Genomic DNA, 14456 nt, shown 5'->3' with positions numbered 1-14456 from the left:
CAATACATATGAAGCGGGCTGTACAAAAGGGCACAATTGCAATCTTGGCAGAAAGAAAATGGGTACAATAGAGACAATCCGCTACGCGGCAGTTGAATTGCAGGTGCAGGTGGCGCGCCCGCCGGGCAGGCCGACCTATGTCAGTCGGCTGGTGCGTACGCTCAGATCCTTCGCGAGGTGGATCGACGGGTTAATGGATCGCCGGCGCAGCCGGCTGGTCCTGCTCGAGATGACTGACGACCAGCTCAAGGACATCGGTATCTCGCGTTGCGATGCCCATCGTGAGGGGCTGAGGGCGTTTTGGGACTGAGAGCAGCCGGATGCTCCGTCTCGAACGTCGCGTGGCATATCGGCGGTTAGACGAGAGCGTCAATATCGACATCGGAACCAACGCGATCTTCTTCATCACTGAGATACCATCCTCCTTCGTGCCCTCACAGCATTCGCTCGCGACGTCTCCAGTGAATAGGGGTATTGCTGAAAACAGCTAATTCCCTTATTTTGGGGATAACGAAGGAGATGACCGTGGCAAGTTTCACCCTCACAGATCTCGGCAACAAATCCGGCGAGGTTGTTGAGGCCGCGTTCCGCGGCCCTGTTGACATTACCAAGCGCGGCAAGCGCAAGTTCGTTCTCCTGACGGCAGAGCAGTTCGACCGCATCACCAGTCGCAGCGCGCAACGGGCACACCGCGTCGAGGATCTGTCGGCCGAGGAACGCGACAGGCTTCTAACCGGCCTCGACGCAGTCGCGCGAGATGATGTTCGGGATGACTGAACCCGGCCACGGACAGATCATTCTTATTCCTATTTGTGGGCAAGGGAATATGACCGGGGCGAGGAAAGCGGACGCAAGGCGCGGCCGACTTGCGTTATGCTGATCGTTGCCGGCAAGAATGGCCGCAAGCAGGCCCTGCTCTTTCCAATCACGAGCCAGCCGCCACGACCTGGCGCGCACTATGTTGAGATTCCTGAGACCGAGGCCCGCCGCGCCACCCTCTTTACCCCAGCCTGGGTTATCGTCGACGAATTCAACACCGATGATCTCGCGACGAGCTGGGCGCTCGAAGATGCCAAGCCGCTCGGCCAATTCACGCGCAAGTTCATGTCACGGATCGCTCGCGAAGCTGCTGCGGCGATCCGTGCAGGCGCCGCGCGAACCGTGCCAAGACGCTAAAGGCTGCCGCGGCGGGAGAGCATCATCGCGGATGAACGCCCGCCGCCCTGATCCGCGTGACACCGTGGTCCACAAGCACCGCCACGATGCACAGCATCAGAAAGAGCCCGGTGATGGCCAGAGCCGAGACGGCGACGCTGGTCGCGCCGTTCTTGGCGAGATCGAGGAACGGGTAGGGCACTTCACCGGCAATCGGCGCCCGCAGCAGCGCGTAGGCCAGATAGGCGATCGGATAGATCATCCACCAGGAGATGTCGCGCCACCGCGTCGAGCCGTCGGCGCCTGCCACAAGCCACCACAGCACGAACAACACCGGCGTCACATAGTGCAGGAGCACATCGCAGAGCAGGAACAGCCCTTGCGGCTGCCAAAGCTGCGCCAGGACCGTTGCATAAACGATGAGGACCAGCGTTATGGCGACGGCTACGCCCGCCCGCATCCGTGGCGCGGAAAAGGCCGGAAACCAGGCATAACCCGTCGACGACAGCAACGAGGCATGGACGAGCACCGCGCCGATGTTGGTCAGGATGGTGAAGAAGCTGAAATAGAAGACCAGCGAGCCGGCAAAGCCGCGGCCGGCTTCCATTGATGCCGGGACGGTGATGCAGAGCTGCAGGACGAGCCCGGCCAGGCCGACGACCAGACCGGTGATCTGCAGCACGCGACCCATTGGGCTAGGCAGCAGCGCCGCAGGCCGGATTGCCCGCCTGCCAGCGGGCAATGTCCGAGCCGATGCGGGCGCCGAGCGGTTCCGCCATCAATGGGCCGAACACGTCGACGCGGCTCGAATTGCCTTGCGCCTGCACGACCAGCAACGGCTTTCCACCATAATGTTTGGCCGGCACCAGCAGGAAGCGCGGCGTGCCGCTGAACGAATTCAGCTCGTTGGCCATCTGGTAAGATTTGAAGGCAGGGTCCTTGCTGGCGATCCAGCATTTGTGGGCAGCTATTGCCACCTGCTCCATGGCAAGCAGTGACGCACTCTTGCCCGCCGGCGCCGGCGCGCTCTTCGGGCCTGACTGGCAGGAGGCGAGTACAAGCCCGGCGGCAGTAGCGACGGCGAGGCGCGTGGTCGTCGGTCTCATGTTCAAGCGGCGCCCATCTCGAGTTCGGACAGAAAGATCTTCAGACCGTCTGTCATCTCACCCCAGACGCGCGACAGCGCCGGATGCTGCAAGGCGATTTGCTCGTAGGCATCGAATTTCGGATAGGCGTCAAGCAAATCGGGGCGGCCGATCGTTGTCCTGAAATTGTTGAAGACGAAGCGGGTCGGCGTCAACCACGCATCGGCAAAGGAGATGTCGTCGCCGAGCGCGAACGGGCCATGCGCCATGCGGGCCTCGATTGCCGCAAGCCCGTGATGCAATCGGGCGAACTGTGCCTTGATCTCCGCCTCGTTGCGCTGCGGCACGAAATGGAGCTCGAACAGCTTCATCGTCGGGGCGAGCACGTCGAGGTCGGTGATGCGGGCGAACATGCGCACCAGCGCCCGGTCCTTCGAGTCCCTCGGCAGCAGCGCCGGCTCGGGAAAGCGCTCCTCCAGATATTCGGCGATGACCACCGATTCGACGATCGTTTCGCCGGAGCCGGTGATCAGCACCGGAATCCGGTTCAACGGCGAGATGGCACGAAACGCCTCCGGGATGGGAAACCCCGGCGGCGGTGCAATGAGCTTGAGCGGCACGTTCTTGATGTAGGCCAACGCCCGCACGATCGACGAATAGGGCGACAACGGCCGCGAATAGAGTTTCATGACCGTGGCTCCAGGAGGAAAATTGAAGGCATCAAGCAGCGATGCCCAGCGCGCTTTCGAACAGCGCCCGGCCGTCGCTGCCGCCATGCGCCGCTTCGATCAGGTTCTCGGGATGCGGCATCAGGCCGAGCACGTTACCGCGGCCGTTGACGATGCCGGCAATGTCGTTGATCGAGCCGTTGGGATTGGTGCCTTCGGCATAGCGGAACACCACCTGGCCTTCGCCTTCGAGGCGGGCCAGCGTTTCGGCATCGGCAAAATAATTGCCGTCATGGTGCGCCACCGGCGCCCGGATGATCTGGCCCGGCTGGTAGCGGCGGGTGAACATCGTGTTGGCATTGGCGATCTGCAGCTTCACCTGACGGCAGACGAATTTCAGCGAGGTATTGCGCATCAATGCGCCCGGCAGCAAGCCGGCCTCGACCAGGATTTGGAAGCCGTTGCAGACGCCGATGACCGTGACGCCCTTGGCCGCCTTTTCGGCCACAGCCCGCATTACTGGCATGCGCGCGGCAATGGCGCCGCAGCGCAGATAATCGCCGAACGAAAAGCCGCCGGGAATGGCGATCAGGTCGACATCGGGAATTTCGGTGTCGGTCTGCCAGACGGTGACCGGCGGCGTGCCGGAAATCTTGGTCAGCGCCGCGATCATGTCGCGGTCGCGATTGAGGCCTGGGAGCAGGACGACGGCTGATTTCACCTCAGGCGATCTCCACCGCGTAATTCTCAATCACTGTATTCGCCAGAAGCTTGTCGCACATGGCTTTCAGATCGGCCTCGGCCTTGGCGCTGTCGCTCTCGGCCAATTCGACGTCGAAAACCTTGCCTTGCCGCACCTGGCCGACGCCGCCGAAACCCATTCCGGACAGCGCGTGCTCGATTGCCTTGCCTTGTGGGTCTAGCACGCCGTTCTTGAGGGTTACGGTAATGCGGGCCTTGATCACGCTGGACATGCTCCTGTTCACCTGTTGAGCGGGCAAGCCGTCAGTGCGGCTTACCTTTGACACCGTCGGTCGATGCGACGAGCACCGGCCCTGCCGGACGCGGTGGCTCGTTCTCGTTCATGATGCCGAGACGGCGGGCAACTTCCTGATAAGCCTCGACCAGCCCGCCCATGTCGCGGCGGAAGCGGTCCTTGTCGAGCTTGTCCTGCGTCGCCACGTCCCACAGCCGGCAGGAATCCGGCGAGATCTCATCGGCAACGACGATGCGCATCATATCGCCTTCGAACAGGCGGCCGCATTCGATCTTGAAATCGACCAGCTGGATGCCGACGCCCATGAACAGGCCGGAAAGGAAGTCGTTGACGCGAATGGCCAGCGCCATGACATCGTCGATCTCCTGTGGGCTCGCCCAGCCGAAGGCGGTGATGTGCTCTTCCGATACCATCGGATCGTCGAGCGCATCGGCCTTGTAATAGAATTCGATGATCGAGCGCGGCAGCACGGTGCCTTCCTCGATGCCCAGGCGCTTGGCCAGCGAGCCGGCGGCGACGTTGCGCACCACCACTTCGAGCGGGATGATCTCGACTTCCTTGATCAACTGCTCGCGCATGTTGAGCCGGCGGATGAAGTGGGTCGGAATGCCCATCCGGTTGAGATGATTGAAGATGTGCTCGGAAATGCGGTTGTTGAGCACGCCTTTGCCATCGACGATTTCATGCTTCTTCTTGTTGAAAGCGGTAGCGTCGTCCTTGAAGAACTGGATCAGCGTGCCAGGCTCCGGTCCCTCATAAAGGATCTTGGCCTTGCCTTCATAAATGCGGCGGCGATTTTTCATCTGATTTTTCTCTGGATTTGCGGGCAGGCGGCAAGCGACCAGTTCCTGTCCGTCTGCCTAAAATAAGATGGCGACGGTGGGGTTCAATGCCGGTGTCTATCCCAATCGCACTGTTTGCTCAATCGGCAAATCCTTTCAATCAACCGCTTTCGGGCACCGAAATGCCGCAGCGCAGCAAGCAATGTAGCATATTGACCGGCCGGCGCCCTTTTGGTTTGTGCTCCGGCAACACATATTGGCACAACGAATCGGATTTCACGGAGGGATGCCATGAGCAGCATGAAAGACCGCGAAGAGGGCTTTGAGCGCAAATTCGCATTCGACGAGGAACTTCGGTTCAAGGCTGCGGCACGCCGCAACAGAGCGCTCGGCCTGTGGGCTGCCGAAAAGCTCGGCAAGTCCGGCGCCGATGCCGACGCTTATGCCAGGGAAGTGGTCGTCAGCGACATCGAGGAAGCCGGCGATCACGACGTTTTCCGCAAGATACGCAAGGATTTCGATGCGGCCGGCATCGACCAGTCGGACCATCAGATCCGCCGCACCATGGATGAATTGATGGCGCAGGCGATCGAGCAGATCAAGAACACCTGATCCCCATCGATACTCTTCGAATGCTGGACCAATCGACCGCCCGGCCTCACCGGGCGGTTTTTCTTTGCCTTTGCGGTCATTTCCGGCTGAATTGCTGCAAGCAAAGAGGAAATCGCCAATGTCCCTGAAGTCACGCCTTGCGGCCGACGAGACGCTGTTCACCGCATGGTCTGGCGTGCCGGATGCCTTGACGGTCGAGATACTGGCCAGGCAAGGGTTCGACGCGGTTACGCTCGATATGCAGCATGGTGGGCATCACGAGGATAGCGTGCTGCGCGGGCTTGTGCCGGTGCTGGCCGCCAACAAGCCGGCTTTGGTACGCATCCCGGTCGGCCGCTTCGACATGGCCAGCCGTGCGCTTGACTTCGGCGCCGAGGCGGTGATCGCCCCGATGGTGAATTCGGTGGCGGACGCAAAGCTGTTTGCTGCCGCAATGAAATACCCGCCACTCGGCGAGCGCTCCTGGGGCCCGACCTATGCTTTTCCGCGCCATGGCAAGGGCGACTATGCCGACTGGCTGCGCGACAGCAACCAGCGCACCATGGCGTTCGCCATGGTCGAAACGCGGGCCGCGCTTGATGCACTCGACGGCATCCTCGACACGCCGGGCATCGACGGTATCTTCCTTGGCCCGTCGGATTTCTCGATCGCCTGGTCGCAGGGCACCACCGTCAGTTCGACGCTGGAGAGCATGATGGGGACCGTCGCCTCGATCGCCGAGCGCACCCGCAAAGCCGGCAAGCATGCGGCGATCTATGTGATGGAACCGGCCATCGCCGGTCGCGTGGTGTCGATGGGTTACCGGCTGCTGGCGATGGGTTCCGAGCATTCGCTGATTTCGCTTGGGGCAAAGACCCTGCTGAGCAGCGTCAGGGATTCGATCGCTTCCTAGAGCAATTCCAGAAAAGTGTGAAACGGTTTTCCGTCCGGAATTGCGTCAAAACAAAGAGATAGAGCGGTTCGCCGTTTCCGTGAAGCGGTGAACCGCTCTAGAGATCCGTCAGGAATTTTGCGAACGTCATCGAGCCTTCAGGCCAGGGGCCGAAGCCGGAATCCGCGTTGAGATGACCGGCATCCCCGGCGTCGATGAACAGCGAGCCCCACGCCCCGGCAATGTCCTCGGCGACGCCGAAGGCGCAGAACGGGTCGTTGCGGCTGGCGATCACCACCGACGGAAACGGCAGCGGGTCGCGCGGATAGGGGCCGAAGGTCATCAGGTGCCTCGGCTTTATCTCTGGATTGGCGACATCGGGCGGCGCCACGAAGAAAGCGCCGGCGACCGGCCTCTCGAACCGAGGCAATGCTTGAATGACCGCCGCGACGCCAAGCGAATGGGCGACGATGACGACCGGCCGCTCGGCCTCGTTAACCGCCTTGGCGACACCGGCCGTCCAATCCTCGCGCACCGGCTTCGACCATTCCGCCTGTTCGACGCGGCGCGCTGTCGATAGTTTCGACTGCCAGCGGCTCTGCCAATGATCGGGGCCGGAATTGGTGTAGCCCGGCACGATGAGAATATCTGCTTCCCTGACTTTCATGGCGCGCATGTAGCGAGAGGCGCTGTCGGGTGCAACCGGGTATGAACTCAACAGCGACACGCAAACGGCCGCTCACGAGCCCGGTTCTGCTCGCTATTGTGAACACCCTGTTCGCTTCTTGCGCTCTTGTGTGAACGATCGCGATCAACGATCTGTCGCCAGGAAAGAATGGCTGTTCCGAGATTTTGGCACGGACATGGCGTAGAATGATTGATGGCGCCGGATTGCTCTGTTGGAAGCTTGTCGAGCGCCGCCTGAACGGAGCACTTTGATGAGCGAACTGCCTTTTGCCGCGACGACCCCGGTCAGCGTTGCCCGCGTCGGCTTGCGGGCGCGCGATGCAGACAATCTCGCTGCCTACTATCGCAAAGTCGTCGGTTTGCAGGAACTGAGCCGCGCCGGCGGCACGATTACGCTCGGCGCAGTCAATCGCCCTTTGCTCGACATCGAAGCGGATCCGGCCGCGAAACCCGATGACCCGCGCAGCGCCGGTCTTTTCCACACCGCCTTCCTGCTACCCAGCCGGGCCGATCTCGGCCGCTGGATCAATCACGCCATCGCCGGCAAGATCGGCATCGAGGGCGCATCCGATCATCTGGTCAGCGAGGCTCTTTACCTAACCGATCCGGAAGGCAACGGCATCGAGATCTATGCCGACCGCCGTCCGCAGGACTGGAAATGGAACGGTGACAAGATAGCGATGGCGACGGAGCGGCTGAACATTCCGTCGGTCGTTGCCGAGGTGCCGGCCGGCGACACCGGCTGGCAGGGCGCGCCGGAAAACAGCATTATCGGCCACGTCCATTTGCGGGTCGGCAGGCCGGAAGAAGCCGAAGCATGGTGGCATCAGGAGTTCGGTTTCGACACAGTGGCAAAGTACGGTGGCGCGGCGGTGTTCCTGTCGTCCGGCGGCTATCATCACCACATTGGCGCAAATGCGTGGCAGAGCGCGGGCGCCGGTCGCCGCGATCCCGCCCGCTCCGGCTTGGCCTGGGTCGAGATGCGCTCGGACAATGCCGCAAGCGAGACCACCCGCGAGGATCCGTGGGGCACGGTAATAAGGACGGTTCCCGGTAAGGCGTAGGTTAGAGGTTCGCTTTTTCGAGCAAGCGGCCAAGCATGAGCAGGCCCGCTGGCCATACGCCCAGGCGGGCCTCGTTTCCCATATGGCCGAGATCGCCGGCATCGGCGATATCCGCGCCCCAGGCTGCGGCAAAAGCGGTCGCCTTGTCGAAGGTGACGCGTGGGTCGCTGCGGCTCGCCACCACCAATGTCGGGAAGGGCAGGCGCTTCAGCGGCATCGGCGCGAACGGGCGCACCGCGTCGAATGAGGGATCGGCATCGTCGACATTGGTCGCGGCAACCAGGAATGCCGCCGCGACCTTGTCGAGTTGGCCTTGACTGGCCCCAGCAGCCCACTTCACCGCCGTCGCCACCGCCAGCGAATGCGCAAGCAGCACGACGCGGCGCGGAGCGGCGGCCACCGCGGCATCCACCTGGCCGATCCAGTCTTCAGGCTTTGGCCGGTCCCACTCGGCCTGCAGCACGCGGCTCGAATTGGGGAACACCCGGCACCAATGCGACATCCAATGATCCGGCCCGGAATTGCCGCGCCCGGGCAGGGCGAGGAAATCGAAATCTCCGGCCGACGAAATCATCAGGCTTCTCCAAACACTCGGCTAAAGATCGTATCGACGTGCTTGGTATGATAGCCCAAGTCGAATTTCTCGCGGATCTCGGCCTCGGGCAAGGCTGCGACAACGTCCTTGTCGGCCAAAAGTTCCTCAAGAAAATCAGCGCCTTGCTCCCATACCTTCATGGCGTTGCGCTGCACCAGCCGGTAGGCGTCCTCGCGCGAAACACCGGCTTGCGTCAGCGCCAGCAGCACGCGCTGCGAATGCACAAGGCCACGGAATTTGTTCATGTTCTTCAGCATGTTGTCGGGGTAGACCAGCAGTTTGTCGACGACGCTGGTCAGGCGTGAGAGCGCGAAATCGAGCGTCACCGTCGCGTCGGGCCCGATCATGCGCTCGACCGAGGAATGCGAGATGTCGCGCTCGTGCCACAGCGCCACATTCTCCATTGCCGGCAATGCGAAGGAGCGCACCATGCGGGCAAGGCCGGTGAGGTTCTCGGTCAGCACCGGGTTGCGCTTGTGCGGCATCGCCGACGAGCCCTTCTGTCCGGGTGAAAAGTACTCTTCTGCTTCAAGTACCTCGGTGCGCTGCAGATGGCGCACCTCGATCGCCAGCCGCTCGATCGACGAGGCGATCACGCCGAGCGTGGCGAAGAACATCGCGTGGCGGTCGCGCGGGATCACCTGCGTCGACACCGGCTCCGGCTTCAGTCCGAGTTTCTTGGCCACGTATTCTTCGACATAAGGGTCGATATTGGCGAAGGTGCCGACCGCACCAGAGATGGCGCAGGTGGCGATGTCCTCGCGTGCATGCACCAGCCGATCGCGGCAACGCGAGAATTCGGCATAGGCCTGCGCCAGCTTGACGCCGAAGGTGGTCGGCTCGGCATGGATGCCGTGGCTGCGGCCGATGGTGATGGTGTCCTTGTGCTCGAAGGCGCGGCGCTTGAGCGCCGCCAGCAGCCCGTCAATGTCGGCCAGCAGGATGTCGCTGGCGCGGGTGAGCTGCACGGCAAAACAGGTGTCGAGAACGTCGGAGGATGTCATGCCCTGGTGGATGAAGCGGGCATCCGGCCCGACGAATTCGGCAAGATGGGTGAGAAAGGCGATGACGTCATGCTTGGTGACCCGCTCGATCTCGTCGATGGCGTCGACGTCGAACTTCGCCGCTCCGCCTTTCTCCCAGATGGTCTTGGCGGCCTCCTTCGGGATGACGCCGAGCTCGGCCAATGCGTCGCAGGCGTAGGCCTCGATCTCGAACCAGATGCGGAACCGGGTTTCGGGCGACCAGATGGCCACCATTTCCGGCCGGGAGTAGCGAGGGATCATCAGTCGGTCCTGACTTGCGAGAGCATTTGCCCGCGTCCTATCAGAGGCAGGCAAAATGCTCAACGTTGCTGGCGCGCAAACCAGACACTGGCGACAGCGAGCGCAATGAAACCGAGCGGAAAATACAGCCGGATGCCAAGGACGACGAACTGATAGAGCGCCGTCAACATCGTGAACACGAACTGGAAAACCCAGGTGATGGTGAGCGCGGGTGCATGCCATTGGACGTAGTAGGAGCGGTATTGCAGCCCAAAGAGGCCGCCGGTGAAGGTAATTGTCGCGGCGAGAAGGCAGACGAAGGCGGCGGCGACGGCGATTTCCCAGTGGCGTCCGAGCGAGACGAGCCGCGCCATAAACAGCCCAACCGGGAAGGCCAGCGCGCCGCCGGCAGCATAAAGCAGCGAGACGAAGCGGATCTTTACCGGGGTCTCCCAATCGTACAACAGCAGATTGAGCAGCGCGCTGGCGCCCATCGCCATGGCCCGCAACAAGGCACCGGCAAATGCGGTGCGCAGCGGCGGCAAGGAGCGGCGGAGACGATGCAGGGCGCGATAGCGCATGGCGGGGAACGTCACAGGCGACCGGTTACCGCGATCCAGCGATAGTCCGGCCCTTCGAAGCCGTATTGGCGCACCGCGATCAGCACGGCATAGGTGCTGACGCTATCCAGCGAAAATGTCTGAACCGCGCCGATCTGGTAGCCATTCGGACAGCCTCTGCTTTGCGGGATCGATTTGTCCTCGTGAATGATCCTCGTCTGGCCGCCATCCTTCGCCTCGATGCGCAGCAGGCGAAAGCCATTGATCTCGCCCTGGCTCTGGCAGCGTTCGGTGTCGTTCATGCCGATCTGGTCGAGCCGGAACTCGAGCGGATCGTCGACCGGCGAGAAGATCGGGCGCGGATTGACCACCATGCGGAAGGGATCGGCAGAAAGCTCGGTCACCGGGTTGAAGCCGGCGGTGATGCCGCGATTTGCCGTGAGTTCCGCCTGACCGACGATCGCTTCGCCCCTTTGCCGGGCCTGCAGCCGCGCTGCGGCCACCGTGGCATTCTCGTCGTCGAGCCGGACACGTATCGGCGAGCCCTTCAGGAAACTGTCGTCGGCCGTGTCGATATAATAGCGGGTCGCATAGGGAAATCCCGATCCGTCCTGGACGCCGTATTCCTCGAAGGCAAAGACCCCGCCATCACTGCTGAAGCCGAGGATCTCAAGCTCGGCGACATCGCCTGCGTGGGCGGCGGCCAAAGTTGCAAGCGGGGCAAGCAGGCAGACTGCAAACAGGGCAAGATTTCGCATGGGGCTTTCCATTCCGGCGGTCGACGCCGTTAAATTCCTATCACGATGCCGTCAAAAGATCGTGCTGACTGAAACACAAAGTCGATGCATCCAATCCGGCCGCCGTTTGTTATTGTCGGCAGCTTCACCGCATTGTGCCTTCCGAAAATCAGAATCGATTTTAGGAAGGCACGATGCATTGATTCAAAATGTTTAGAGCGTCGTTTGCGCGTCCAAAGGGACGCGCGGCGCTCTAAGGGAGACCCCCATGACAGATGCAGCCAAGATTCGCGAACGTATGGAAGTGATCGGTGCCGACGGCGTCCATGTCGGTACCGTCGACAAGGTTGACGGAGATCGCATAAAGCTGACCAAGCGCGACAGCGGCGAGGGCGCGCACAGGGGCCATCACCACTTCATTCCTCTCAGCCTTGTCGCCGAGGTCGAGGGCCAGAAGGTGCGGCTGTCGGCAAACTCGGATGTTGCGGTCACGTTCGAGGAAGAAAAATCCGAACCCACCTGATCATAATCCAGTCTGATTACGGCTCACCCGAATGAGCGTTGCGCGTTCAGCGCGACGACCAGACCGGGAACAGATCGCCCTCGGCCGGCGTCGCGGCAAAGACGCCGCGGCTGATGGCGCGCGCCATCGTGGCGCCGGCCGCGGCGTAGAGATCGATTGCATCGTCGGGCTCAAGCTCGATGCCGCTCTTGCCCGTTGCCAGCGCGAAGACCAGATCGCCGTCGGCGGGCGTATGCGTCGGCCAAATGGCGCGGACAAAGCCGTCATGCGCCGATATCGCCAGGCGTTTGGCGGCGGCCTTCGTGAGTACCGCATCGGTGGCGATCACGGCGATGGTCGTGTTGGCGCCGGTTTCCGCCTGCTCTGCCGCATGCTTGTCACGGAACTTCAGCAGGACCTTTCTGGCATCGTCAGGCATCGGGTGGGGATAGCCTAACCCGCCGAACTCGTCGCCGATCTCGAACGGTGCCGCCCAGAAATGGCGGGTCCCGGCGACCGTCACCGAGCCGGTCGGGTTGACGGCGGCAAGCGCGCCGATGGTGACGCCGCTGTCCAGCACCGTCGAGGCCGAGCCGAGCCCGCCCTTCAGGCCGGAGCTCAGCGCGCCGGCACCCGCGCCGGCGGTGCCGAGCGCAAAGTCGATCGCGGCGGCTTGCGCGGCTTCGTAGCCGAGGTCGCGGTAAGGCGGATACCGGCCCCAATCCTTGTCGCCGCCATTGCGCAGATCGAACAGGATCGCCGCCGGCACGATCGGCACGCGAAAGCCGCCGACCTCGACGCCGATGCCCCTTTCACGCAATGCCGCCTGCACCCCCGACGCGGCGTCGAGGCCAAAAGCCGACCCGCCCGAAAGCACCACGGCATGGATGGCGTGGATCGAATTGTGCGGCTCGAGCAGGTCGGTTTCGCGGGTGCCCGGCGCACCGCCCAGGATTTGCACGCCGGCCACGGCCGGTTCGTCGCAGATGACGGTGGTCACACCGGATTTCAGCTTGGCATTCGCCGCATTGCCGACACGCAGGCCGGCGACGTCCGTGATGAGATTGCGCGGACCCGTATGGAACATCCCTGTGCTGGACATCATTGGCTCTCCGCCGGCGCGAAACGGCCGCCGTCGAAACGGTAGGCTCGATAAGGATTTTGCGTCAGGTCACCTTTTTCGTCAAAGCGGATCGGTCCGATCGCCGTGGTGAAGTCATGCGCGGTCAGCACGTTGGCCAGCCTCTCGCCGGAGCTTTGCGGCAATGCTGAAGCCGCCTTGGCGATCTCGACCGCGGCATAGGCGGGAAGCGTGTAACCTTCCGGCACGATGTTTTGTGCTGCAAAGCTTTGCAGTACCTTGGGGTCGGCGACGTCGGCCCATTCGGGCGGCGCGATCATCAGCGTGCCGACGGCATAAGGCACGTCGCCGAGCGGCGCGCGCAACGCTTCGCCGCCGGCAAACACCATGCCGGTATTTAGCTGGCCGGCATCCCGGCCCATAATGGCGACATCATCGCCGTCGCCGCCGGCAAAGACATGCGTTGCGCCGGCTTTCTTCAGCCGGCCGATCAGGCCGATCTGGTTGTCGAGCTGCGGCCGGAACGTGTCGACGAACACCGGCTTCAGAGCCGCTTGCTCGGCGGCTGCCCGAAACGTCTCGGCCATTTCGCGGCCATAGATCGTGCCGTCGTCGACTATGGCGAACAGCTCGGTTTGCCATAGGCGGGTGAGGATGGCAGCGACGGCATTGCGCTCGTCGTCGCCGCGCGGCCCGAGACGATAGATCGGCCATCCGGTCTTGGCGCGCCGGTCGGTCAGGCTTTCCGTGCGCACGCCGACGGTGATCACCGGTATGCCGGCATCCTTGAGGATCGGCAGAGCCGCCTCGATTGCGTCGGTGCACAAAAACCCGATGACGACGTTGACCTTGGCCGCGGTGAACTCCCGCGCGGCGGCGGCGCCACCGTCGGCCGTGCAGGCGTCATCGATCGACTTGATTTCGGCATCGTTCGCTTCAGCCGCCATTGTCGCGCCGGCCTCGATCTGTTTGCCGAGGATCGCCGACGGCCCCGACAAAGGTGCCGCGACGCCGACCAGCAGCGTCTCGGCATTTGCACTGCAGGCGACCGAGAGCCAGGCCAGCACCGCTATCGTGGTTGTCCAAGGTCGCATGCGAGCGAAGAATTCCTCCACGCCGGTCGCGTGGTTGCCGGCGCCAATGCCGTCAAGACCTAAAGGCTGGCCAGCTTTGGCGCAACACGCGAATTCGGGATATAGGTCAAGCACTTCGCTTGTGGCCTGCAATATCCCCCCATATATAACGGTTGGTTCTGACTAGTGGAAAATCATCGGTGCTGAAGAAGAATGACATCGGGCCGCAGGCCTACCGCGACGCGATGGCCCATTTTGCTGGCCATGTGCATGTAGTCACCACCGATGGCCCTGCCGGCAGGCGCGGCGCGACGGTGATCGCGGCCTGCTCGGTGTCGGACACGCCGCCAACCATCCTGGTTTGCCTCAATCGTGAAAATCCCAAGAACGAGCCGTTCGTGGAAAACGGCAAATTTGCCCTGAACACGCTGGCTTCGGATCAGGAGCCGCTGTCGATCGCCTTTTCCGGCATTACCGGCCTGCCGGTCGAGGAGCGTTTCGCGTTGGCCGAATGGGATGTGATCTCGACCGGTGCGCCGACGCTGAAGGGCGCGCTCGCCGTCTTCGACTGCGAACTGATCGACTCCAAGGATCTGGCCACCCACCGTGTGCTTTTTGGCAAGGTTACAGGTTTGCGCATCGGCGATAATTTGCGGCCGCTGATCTATCACAACCGCGGCTACCACGCTTTGTAGAGGCTTTCAGATGGCCGCGCCCGCGAA

21 protein-coding genes are annotated in these 14456 nt (G+C 62.5%); 8 read left to right on the top strand and 13 right to left on the bottom strand.

Annotated elements, in window-relative coordinates; translation table 11 throughout:
• Window positions 1-58 precede the first annotated feature (58 nt).
• The 3 genes from NKI25_RS18065 (at window position 59) to NKI25_RS18055 (ending at window position 1176) form a co-directional block, all read left to right on the top strand.
• Complete coding sequence (locus NKI25_RS18065; RefSeq protein ID WP_023674717.1) at window positions 59-310, top strand: DUF1127 domain-containing protein; 252 nt, start codon at window positions 59-61, stop codon at window positions 308-310.
• Between the two features lie 164 nt (window positions 311-474).
• Window positions 475-777 carry a type II toxin-antitoxin system prevent-host-death family antitoxin gene (locus tag NKI25_RS18060; protein ID WP_352570851.1) on the top strand — a complete coding sequence of 101 codons (303 nt, stop codon included), beginning with the start codon at window positions 475-477 and terminating at the stop codon, window positions 775-777.
• A gap of 96 nt (window positions 778-873) precedes the next feature.
• Complete coding sequence (locus NKI25_RS18055; RefSeq protein ID WP_352590688.1) at window positions 874-1176, top strand: hypothetical protein; 303 nt, start codon at window positions 874-876, stop codon at window positions 1174-1176.
• Between the two features lie 22 nt (window positions 1177-1198).
• Here the strand turns inward: NKI25_RS18055 and NKI25_RS18050 are convergent, their stop codons facing one another.
• Genes NKI25_RS18050 through purC form a run of 6 tightly spaced genes read right to left on the bottom strand, consistent with a single transcriptional unit; the run spans window position 1199 to window position 4708 of the window.
• On the bottom strand, window positions 1199-1846 hold the full coding sequence (locus NKI25_RS18050) for a Pr6Pr family membrane protein (RefSeq protein WP_352457782.1): 648 nt from the start codon (window positions 1844-1846) through the stop codon (window positions 1199-1201).
• A 4-nt stretch (window positions 1847-1850) separates the two neighbouring features.
• A complete protein-coding gene (locus NKI25_RS18045; protein ID WP_352457781.1) occupies window positions 1851-2261 on the bottom strand; it encodes a hypothetical protein in 411 nt (136 codons plus the stop codon).
• Window positions 2262-2263: 2 nt separating this feature from the next.
• Window positions 2264-2929, bottom strand: coding sequence for a glutathione S-transferase family protein (locus NKI25_RS18040; RefSeq protein ID WP_352590693.1), 666 nt, complete (start codon window positions 2927-2929; stop codon window positions 2264-2266).
• A gap of 31 nt (window positions 2930-2960) precedes the next feature.
• The gene (gene purQ / locus NKI25_RS18035; protein WP_023674723.1) at window positions 2961-3629 is read right to left on the bottom strand and encodes a phosphoribosylformylglycinamidine synthase subunit PurQ; all 669 of its coding nucleotides are present in this window, start codon (window positions 3627-3629) and stop codon (window positions 2961-2963) included.
• A 1-nt stretch (window position 3630) separates the two neighbouring features.
• Window positions 3631-3873 (bottom strand): phosphoribosylformylglycinamidine synthase subunit PurS, encoded by a 243-nt coding sequence (gene purS / locus NKI25_RS18030; protein ID WP_023674724.1) that lies wholly within the window; start codon window positions 3871-3873, stop codon window positions 3631-3633.
• Window positions 3874-3913: 40 nt separating this feature from the next.
• Window positions 3914-4708: a phosphoribosylaminoimidazolesuccinocarboxamide synthase gene (gene purC / locus NKI25_RS18025; protein WP_023674725.1), complete on the bottom strand. Its 795-nt coding sequence runs from the start codon at window positions 4706-4708 to the stop codon at window positions 3914-3916.
• A 270-nt stretch (window positions 4709-4978) separates the two neighbouring features.
• On the opposite strand from purC, the gene NKI25_RS18020 reads away from it, so the two are divergent.
• Both NKI25_RS18020 and NKI25_RS18015 read left to right on the top strand, forming a co-directional pair.
• Complete coding sequence (locus NKI25_RS18020) at window positions 4979-5299, top strand: DUF1476 domain-containing protein (RefSeq protein WP_023674726.1); 321 nt, start codon at window positions 4979-4981, stop codon at window positions 5297-5299.
• 118 nt (window positions 5300-5417) lie between these two features.
• Entirely contained in the window at window positions 5418-6191 is a 774-nt protein-coding gene (locus tag NKI25_RS18015) for an HpcH/HpaI aldolase family protein (RefSeq protein WP_352623638.1), read from the top strand.
• 97 nt (window positions 6192-6288) lie between these two features.
• Here NKI25_RS18015 and NKI25_RS18010 read toward each other — a convergent pair whose 3' ends face one another.
• A complete protein-coding gene (locus NKI25_RS18010) occupies window positions 6289-6837 on the bottom strand; it encodes an RBBP9/YdeN family alpha/beta hydrolase (RefSeq protein ID WP_023674728.1) in 549 nt (182 codons plus the stop codon).
• 271 nt (window positions 6838-7108) lie between these two features.
• Here NKI25_RS18010 and NKI25_RS18005 point away from each other — a divergent pair, with 271 nt between their 5' ends.
• The gene (locus NKI25_RS18005) at window positions 7109-7921 is read left to right on the top strand and encodes a VOC family protein (protein ID WP_352590699.1); all 813 of its coding nucleotides are present in this window, start codon (window positions 7109-7111) and stop codon (window positions 7919-7921) included.
• Window position 7922: 1 nt separating this feature from the next.
• Here the strand turns inward: NKI25_RS18005 and NKI25_RS18000 are convergent, their stop codons facing one another.
• From NKI25_RS18000 to NKI25_RS17985, 4 genes are read right to left on the bottom strand one after another with little or no spacing between them, the layout of a single operon-like run.
• Window positions 7923-8495: an alpha/beta hydrolase gene (locus NKI25_RS18000; RefSeq protein ID WP_352590702.1), complete on the bottom strand. Its 573-nt coding sequence runs from the start codon at window positions 8493-8495 to the stop codon at window positions 7923-7925.
• Window positions 8495-9802, bottom strand: a complete 1308-nt coding sequence (gene purB / locus NKI25_RS17995) for an adenylosuccinate lyase (RefSeq protein WP_352590705.1) — start codon at window positions 9800-9802, stop codon at window positions 8495-8497. The genes NKI25_RS18000 and purB overlap by 1 nt, the downstream gene beginning before the upstream one ends.
• Before the next feature lie 59 nt (window positions 9803-9861).
• Window positions 9862-10362 carry a hypothetical protein gene (locus NKI25_RS17990; RefSeq protein ID WP_352998908.1) on the bottom strand — a complete coding sequence of 167 codons (501 nt, stop codon included), beginning with the start codon at window positions 10360-10362 and terminating at the stop codon, window positions 9862-9864.
• Between the two features lie 11 nt (window positions 10363-10373).
• Window positions 10374-11099, bottom strand: coding sequence for a DUF2259 domain-containing protein (locus NKI25_RS17985; RefSeq protein ID WP_352590711.1), 726 nt, complete (start codon window positions 11097-11099; stop codon window positions 10374-10376).
• A 247-nt stretch (window positions 11100-11346) separates the two neighbouring features.
• On the opposite strand from NKI25_RS17985, the gene NKI25_RS17980 reads away from it, so the two are divergent.
• A complete protein-coding gene (locus NKI25_RS17980) occupies window positions 11347-11601 on the top strand; it encodes a DUF2171 domain-containing protein (RefSeq protein ID WP_023674734.1) in 255 nt (84 codons plus the stop codon).
• Between the two features lie 46 nt (window positions 11602-11647).
• On the opposite strand, the gene NKI25_RS17975 is transcribed toward NKI25_RS17980, so the two are convergent.
• Together NKI25_RS17975 and NKI25_RS17970 are read right to left on the bottom strand one after the other, a co-directional pair.
• Entirely contained in the window at window positions 11648-12667 is a 1020-nt protein-coding gene (locus tag NKI25_RS17975) for a P1 family peptidase (protein WP_352590756.1), read from the bottom strand.
• Window positions 12668-12681: 14 nt separating this feature from the next.
• Window positions 12682-13755, bottom strand: coding sequence for a branched-chain amino acid ABC transporter substrate-binding protein (locus tag NKI25_RS17970; RefSeq protein WP_352590714.1), 1074 nt, complete (start codon window positions 13753-13755; stop codon window positions 12682-12684).
• Between the two features lie 179 nt (window positions 13756-13934).
• Between NKI25_RS17970 and NKI25_RS17965 the strand changes: the two genes are divergently transcribed.
• A complete protein-coding gene (locus tag NKI25_RS17965) occupies window positions 13935-14429 on the top strand; it encodes a flavin reductase (protein ID WP_023674737.1) in 495 nt (164 codons plus the stop codon).
• The last annotated feature ends 27 nt before the right edge of the window (window positions 14430-14456 follow it).

This window comes from Mesorhizobium sp. M0808, from assembly GCF_040320025.1.
Taxonomy (GTDB): Bacteria; Pseudomonadota; Alphaproteobacteria; order Rhizobiales; family Rhizobiaceae; genus Mesorhizobium.
This window is presented reverse-complemented; position numbering and strand designations above follow the sequence as displayed.

What these genes read in the sequence shown, in the direction of transcription:
- NKI25_RS18065 (WP_023674717.1), top strand. Translation starts at nt 59, where the DNA reads ATGGGTACAATAGAGACAATCCGCTACGCGGCAGTTGAATTGCAGGTG.
- NKI25_RS18055 (WP_352590688.1), top strand. Translation starts at nt 874, where the DNA reads ATGCTGATCGTTGCCGGCAAGAATGGCCGCAAGCAGGCCCTGCTCTTT.
- NKI25_RS18050 (WP_352457782.1), bottom strand. Translation starts at nt 1,846, where the DNA reads ATGGGTCGCGTGCTGCAGATCACCGGTCTGGTCGTCGGCCTGGCCGGG.
- NKI25_RS18045 (WP_352457781.1), bottom strand. Translation starts at nt 2,261, where the DNA reads ATGAGACCGACGACCACGCGCCTCGCCGTCGCTACTGCCGCCGGGCTT.
- NKI25_RS18040 (WP_352590693.1), bottom strand. Translation starts at nt 2,929, where the DNA reads ATGAAACTCTATTCGCGGCCGTTGTCGCCCTATTCGTCGATCGTGCGG.
- purC (WP_023674725.1), bottom strand. Translation starts at nt 4,708, where the DNA reads ATGAAAAATCGCCGCCGCATTTATGAAGGCAAGGCCAAGATCCTTTAT.
- NKI25_RS18020 (WP_023674726.1), top strand. Translation starts at nt 4,979, where the DNA reads ATGAGCAGCATGAAAGACCGCGAAGAGGGCTTTGAGCGCAAATTCGCA.
- NKI25_RS18015 (WP_352623638.1), top strand. Translation starts at nt 5,418, where the DNA reads ATGTCCCTGAAGTCACGCCTTGCGGCCGACGAGACGCTGTTCACCGCA.
- NKI25_RS18010 (WP_023674728.1), bottom strand. Translation starts at nt 6,837, where the DNA reads ATGAAAGTCAGGGAAGCAGATATTCTCATCGTGCCGGGCTACACCAAT.
- NKI25_RS18005 (WP_352590699.1), top strand. Translation starts at nt 7,109, where the DNA reads ATGAGCGAACTGCCTTTTGCCGCGACGACCCCGGTCAGCGTTGCCCGC.
- NKI25_RS18000 (WP_352590702.1), bottom strand. Translation starts at nt 8,495, where the DNA reads ATGATTTCGTCGGCCGGAGATTTCGATTTCCTCGCCCTGCCCGGGCGC.
- purB (WP_352590705.1), bottom strand. Translation starts at nt 9,802, where the DNA reads ATGATCCCTCGCTACTCCCGGCCGGAAATGGTGGCCATCTGGTCGCCC.
- NKI25_RS17990 (WP_352998908.1), bottom strand. Translation starts at nt 10,362, where the DNA reads ATGCGCTATCGCGCCCTGCATCGTCTCCGCCGCTCCTTGCCGCCGCTG.
- NKI25_RS17985 (WP_352590711.1), bottom strand. Translation starts at nt 11,099, where the DNA reads ATGCGAAATCTTGCCCTGTTTGCAGTCTGCCTGCTTGCCCCGCTTGCA.
- NKI25_RS17980 (WP_023674734.1), top strand. Translation starts at nt 11,347, where the DNA reads ATGACAGATGCAGCCAAGATTCGCGAACGTATGGAAGTGATCGGTGCC.
- NKI25_RS17975 (WP_352590756.1), bottom strand. Translation starts at nt 12,667, where the DNA reads ATGTTCCATACGGGTCCGCGCAATCTCATCACGGACGTCGCCGGCCTG.
- NKI25_RS17970 (WP_352590714.1), bottom strand. Translation starts at nt 13,755, where the DNA reads ATGCGACCTTGGACAACCACGATAGCGGTGCTGGCCTGGCTCTCGGTC.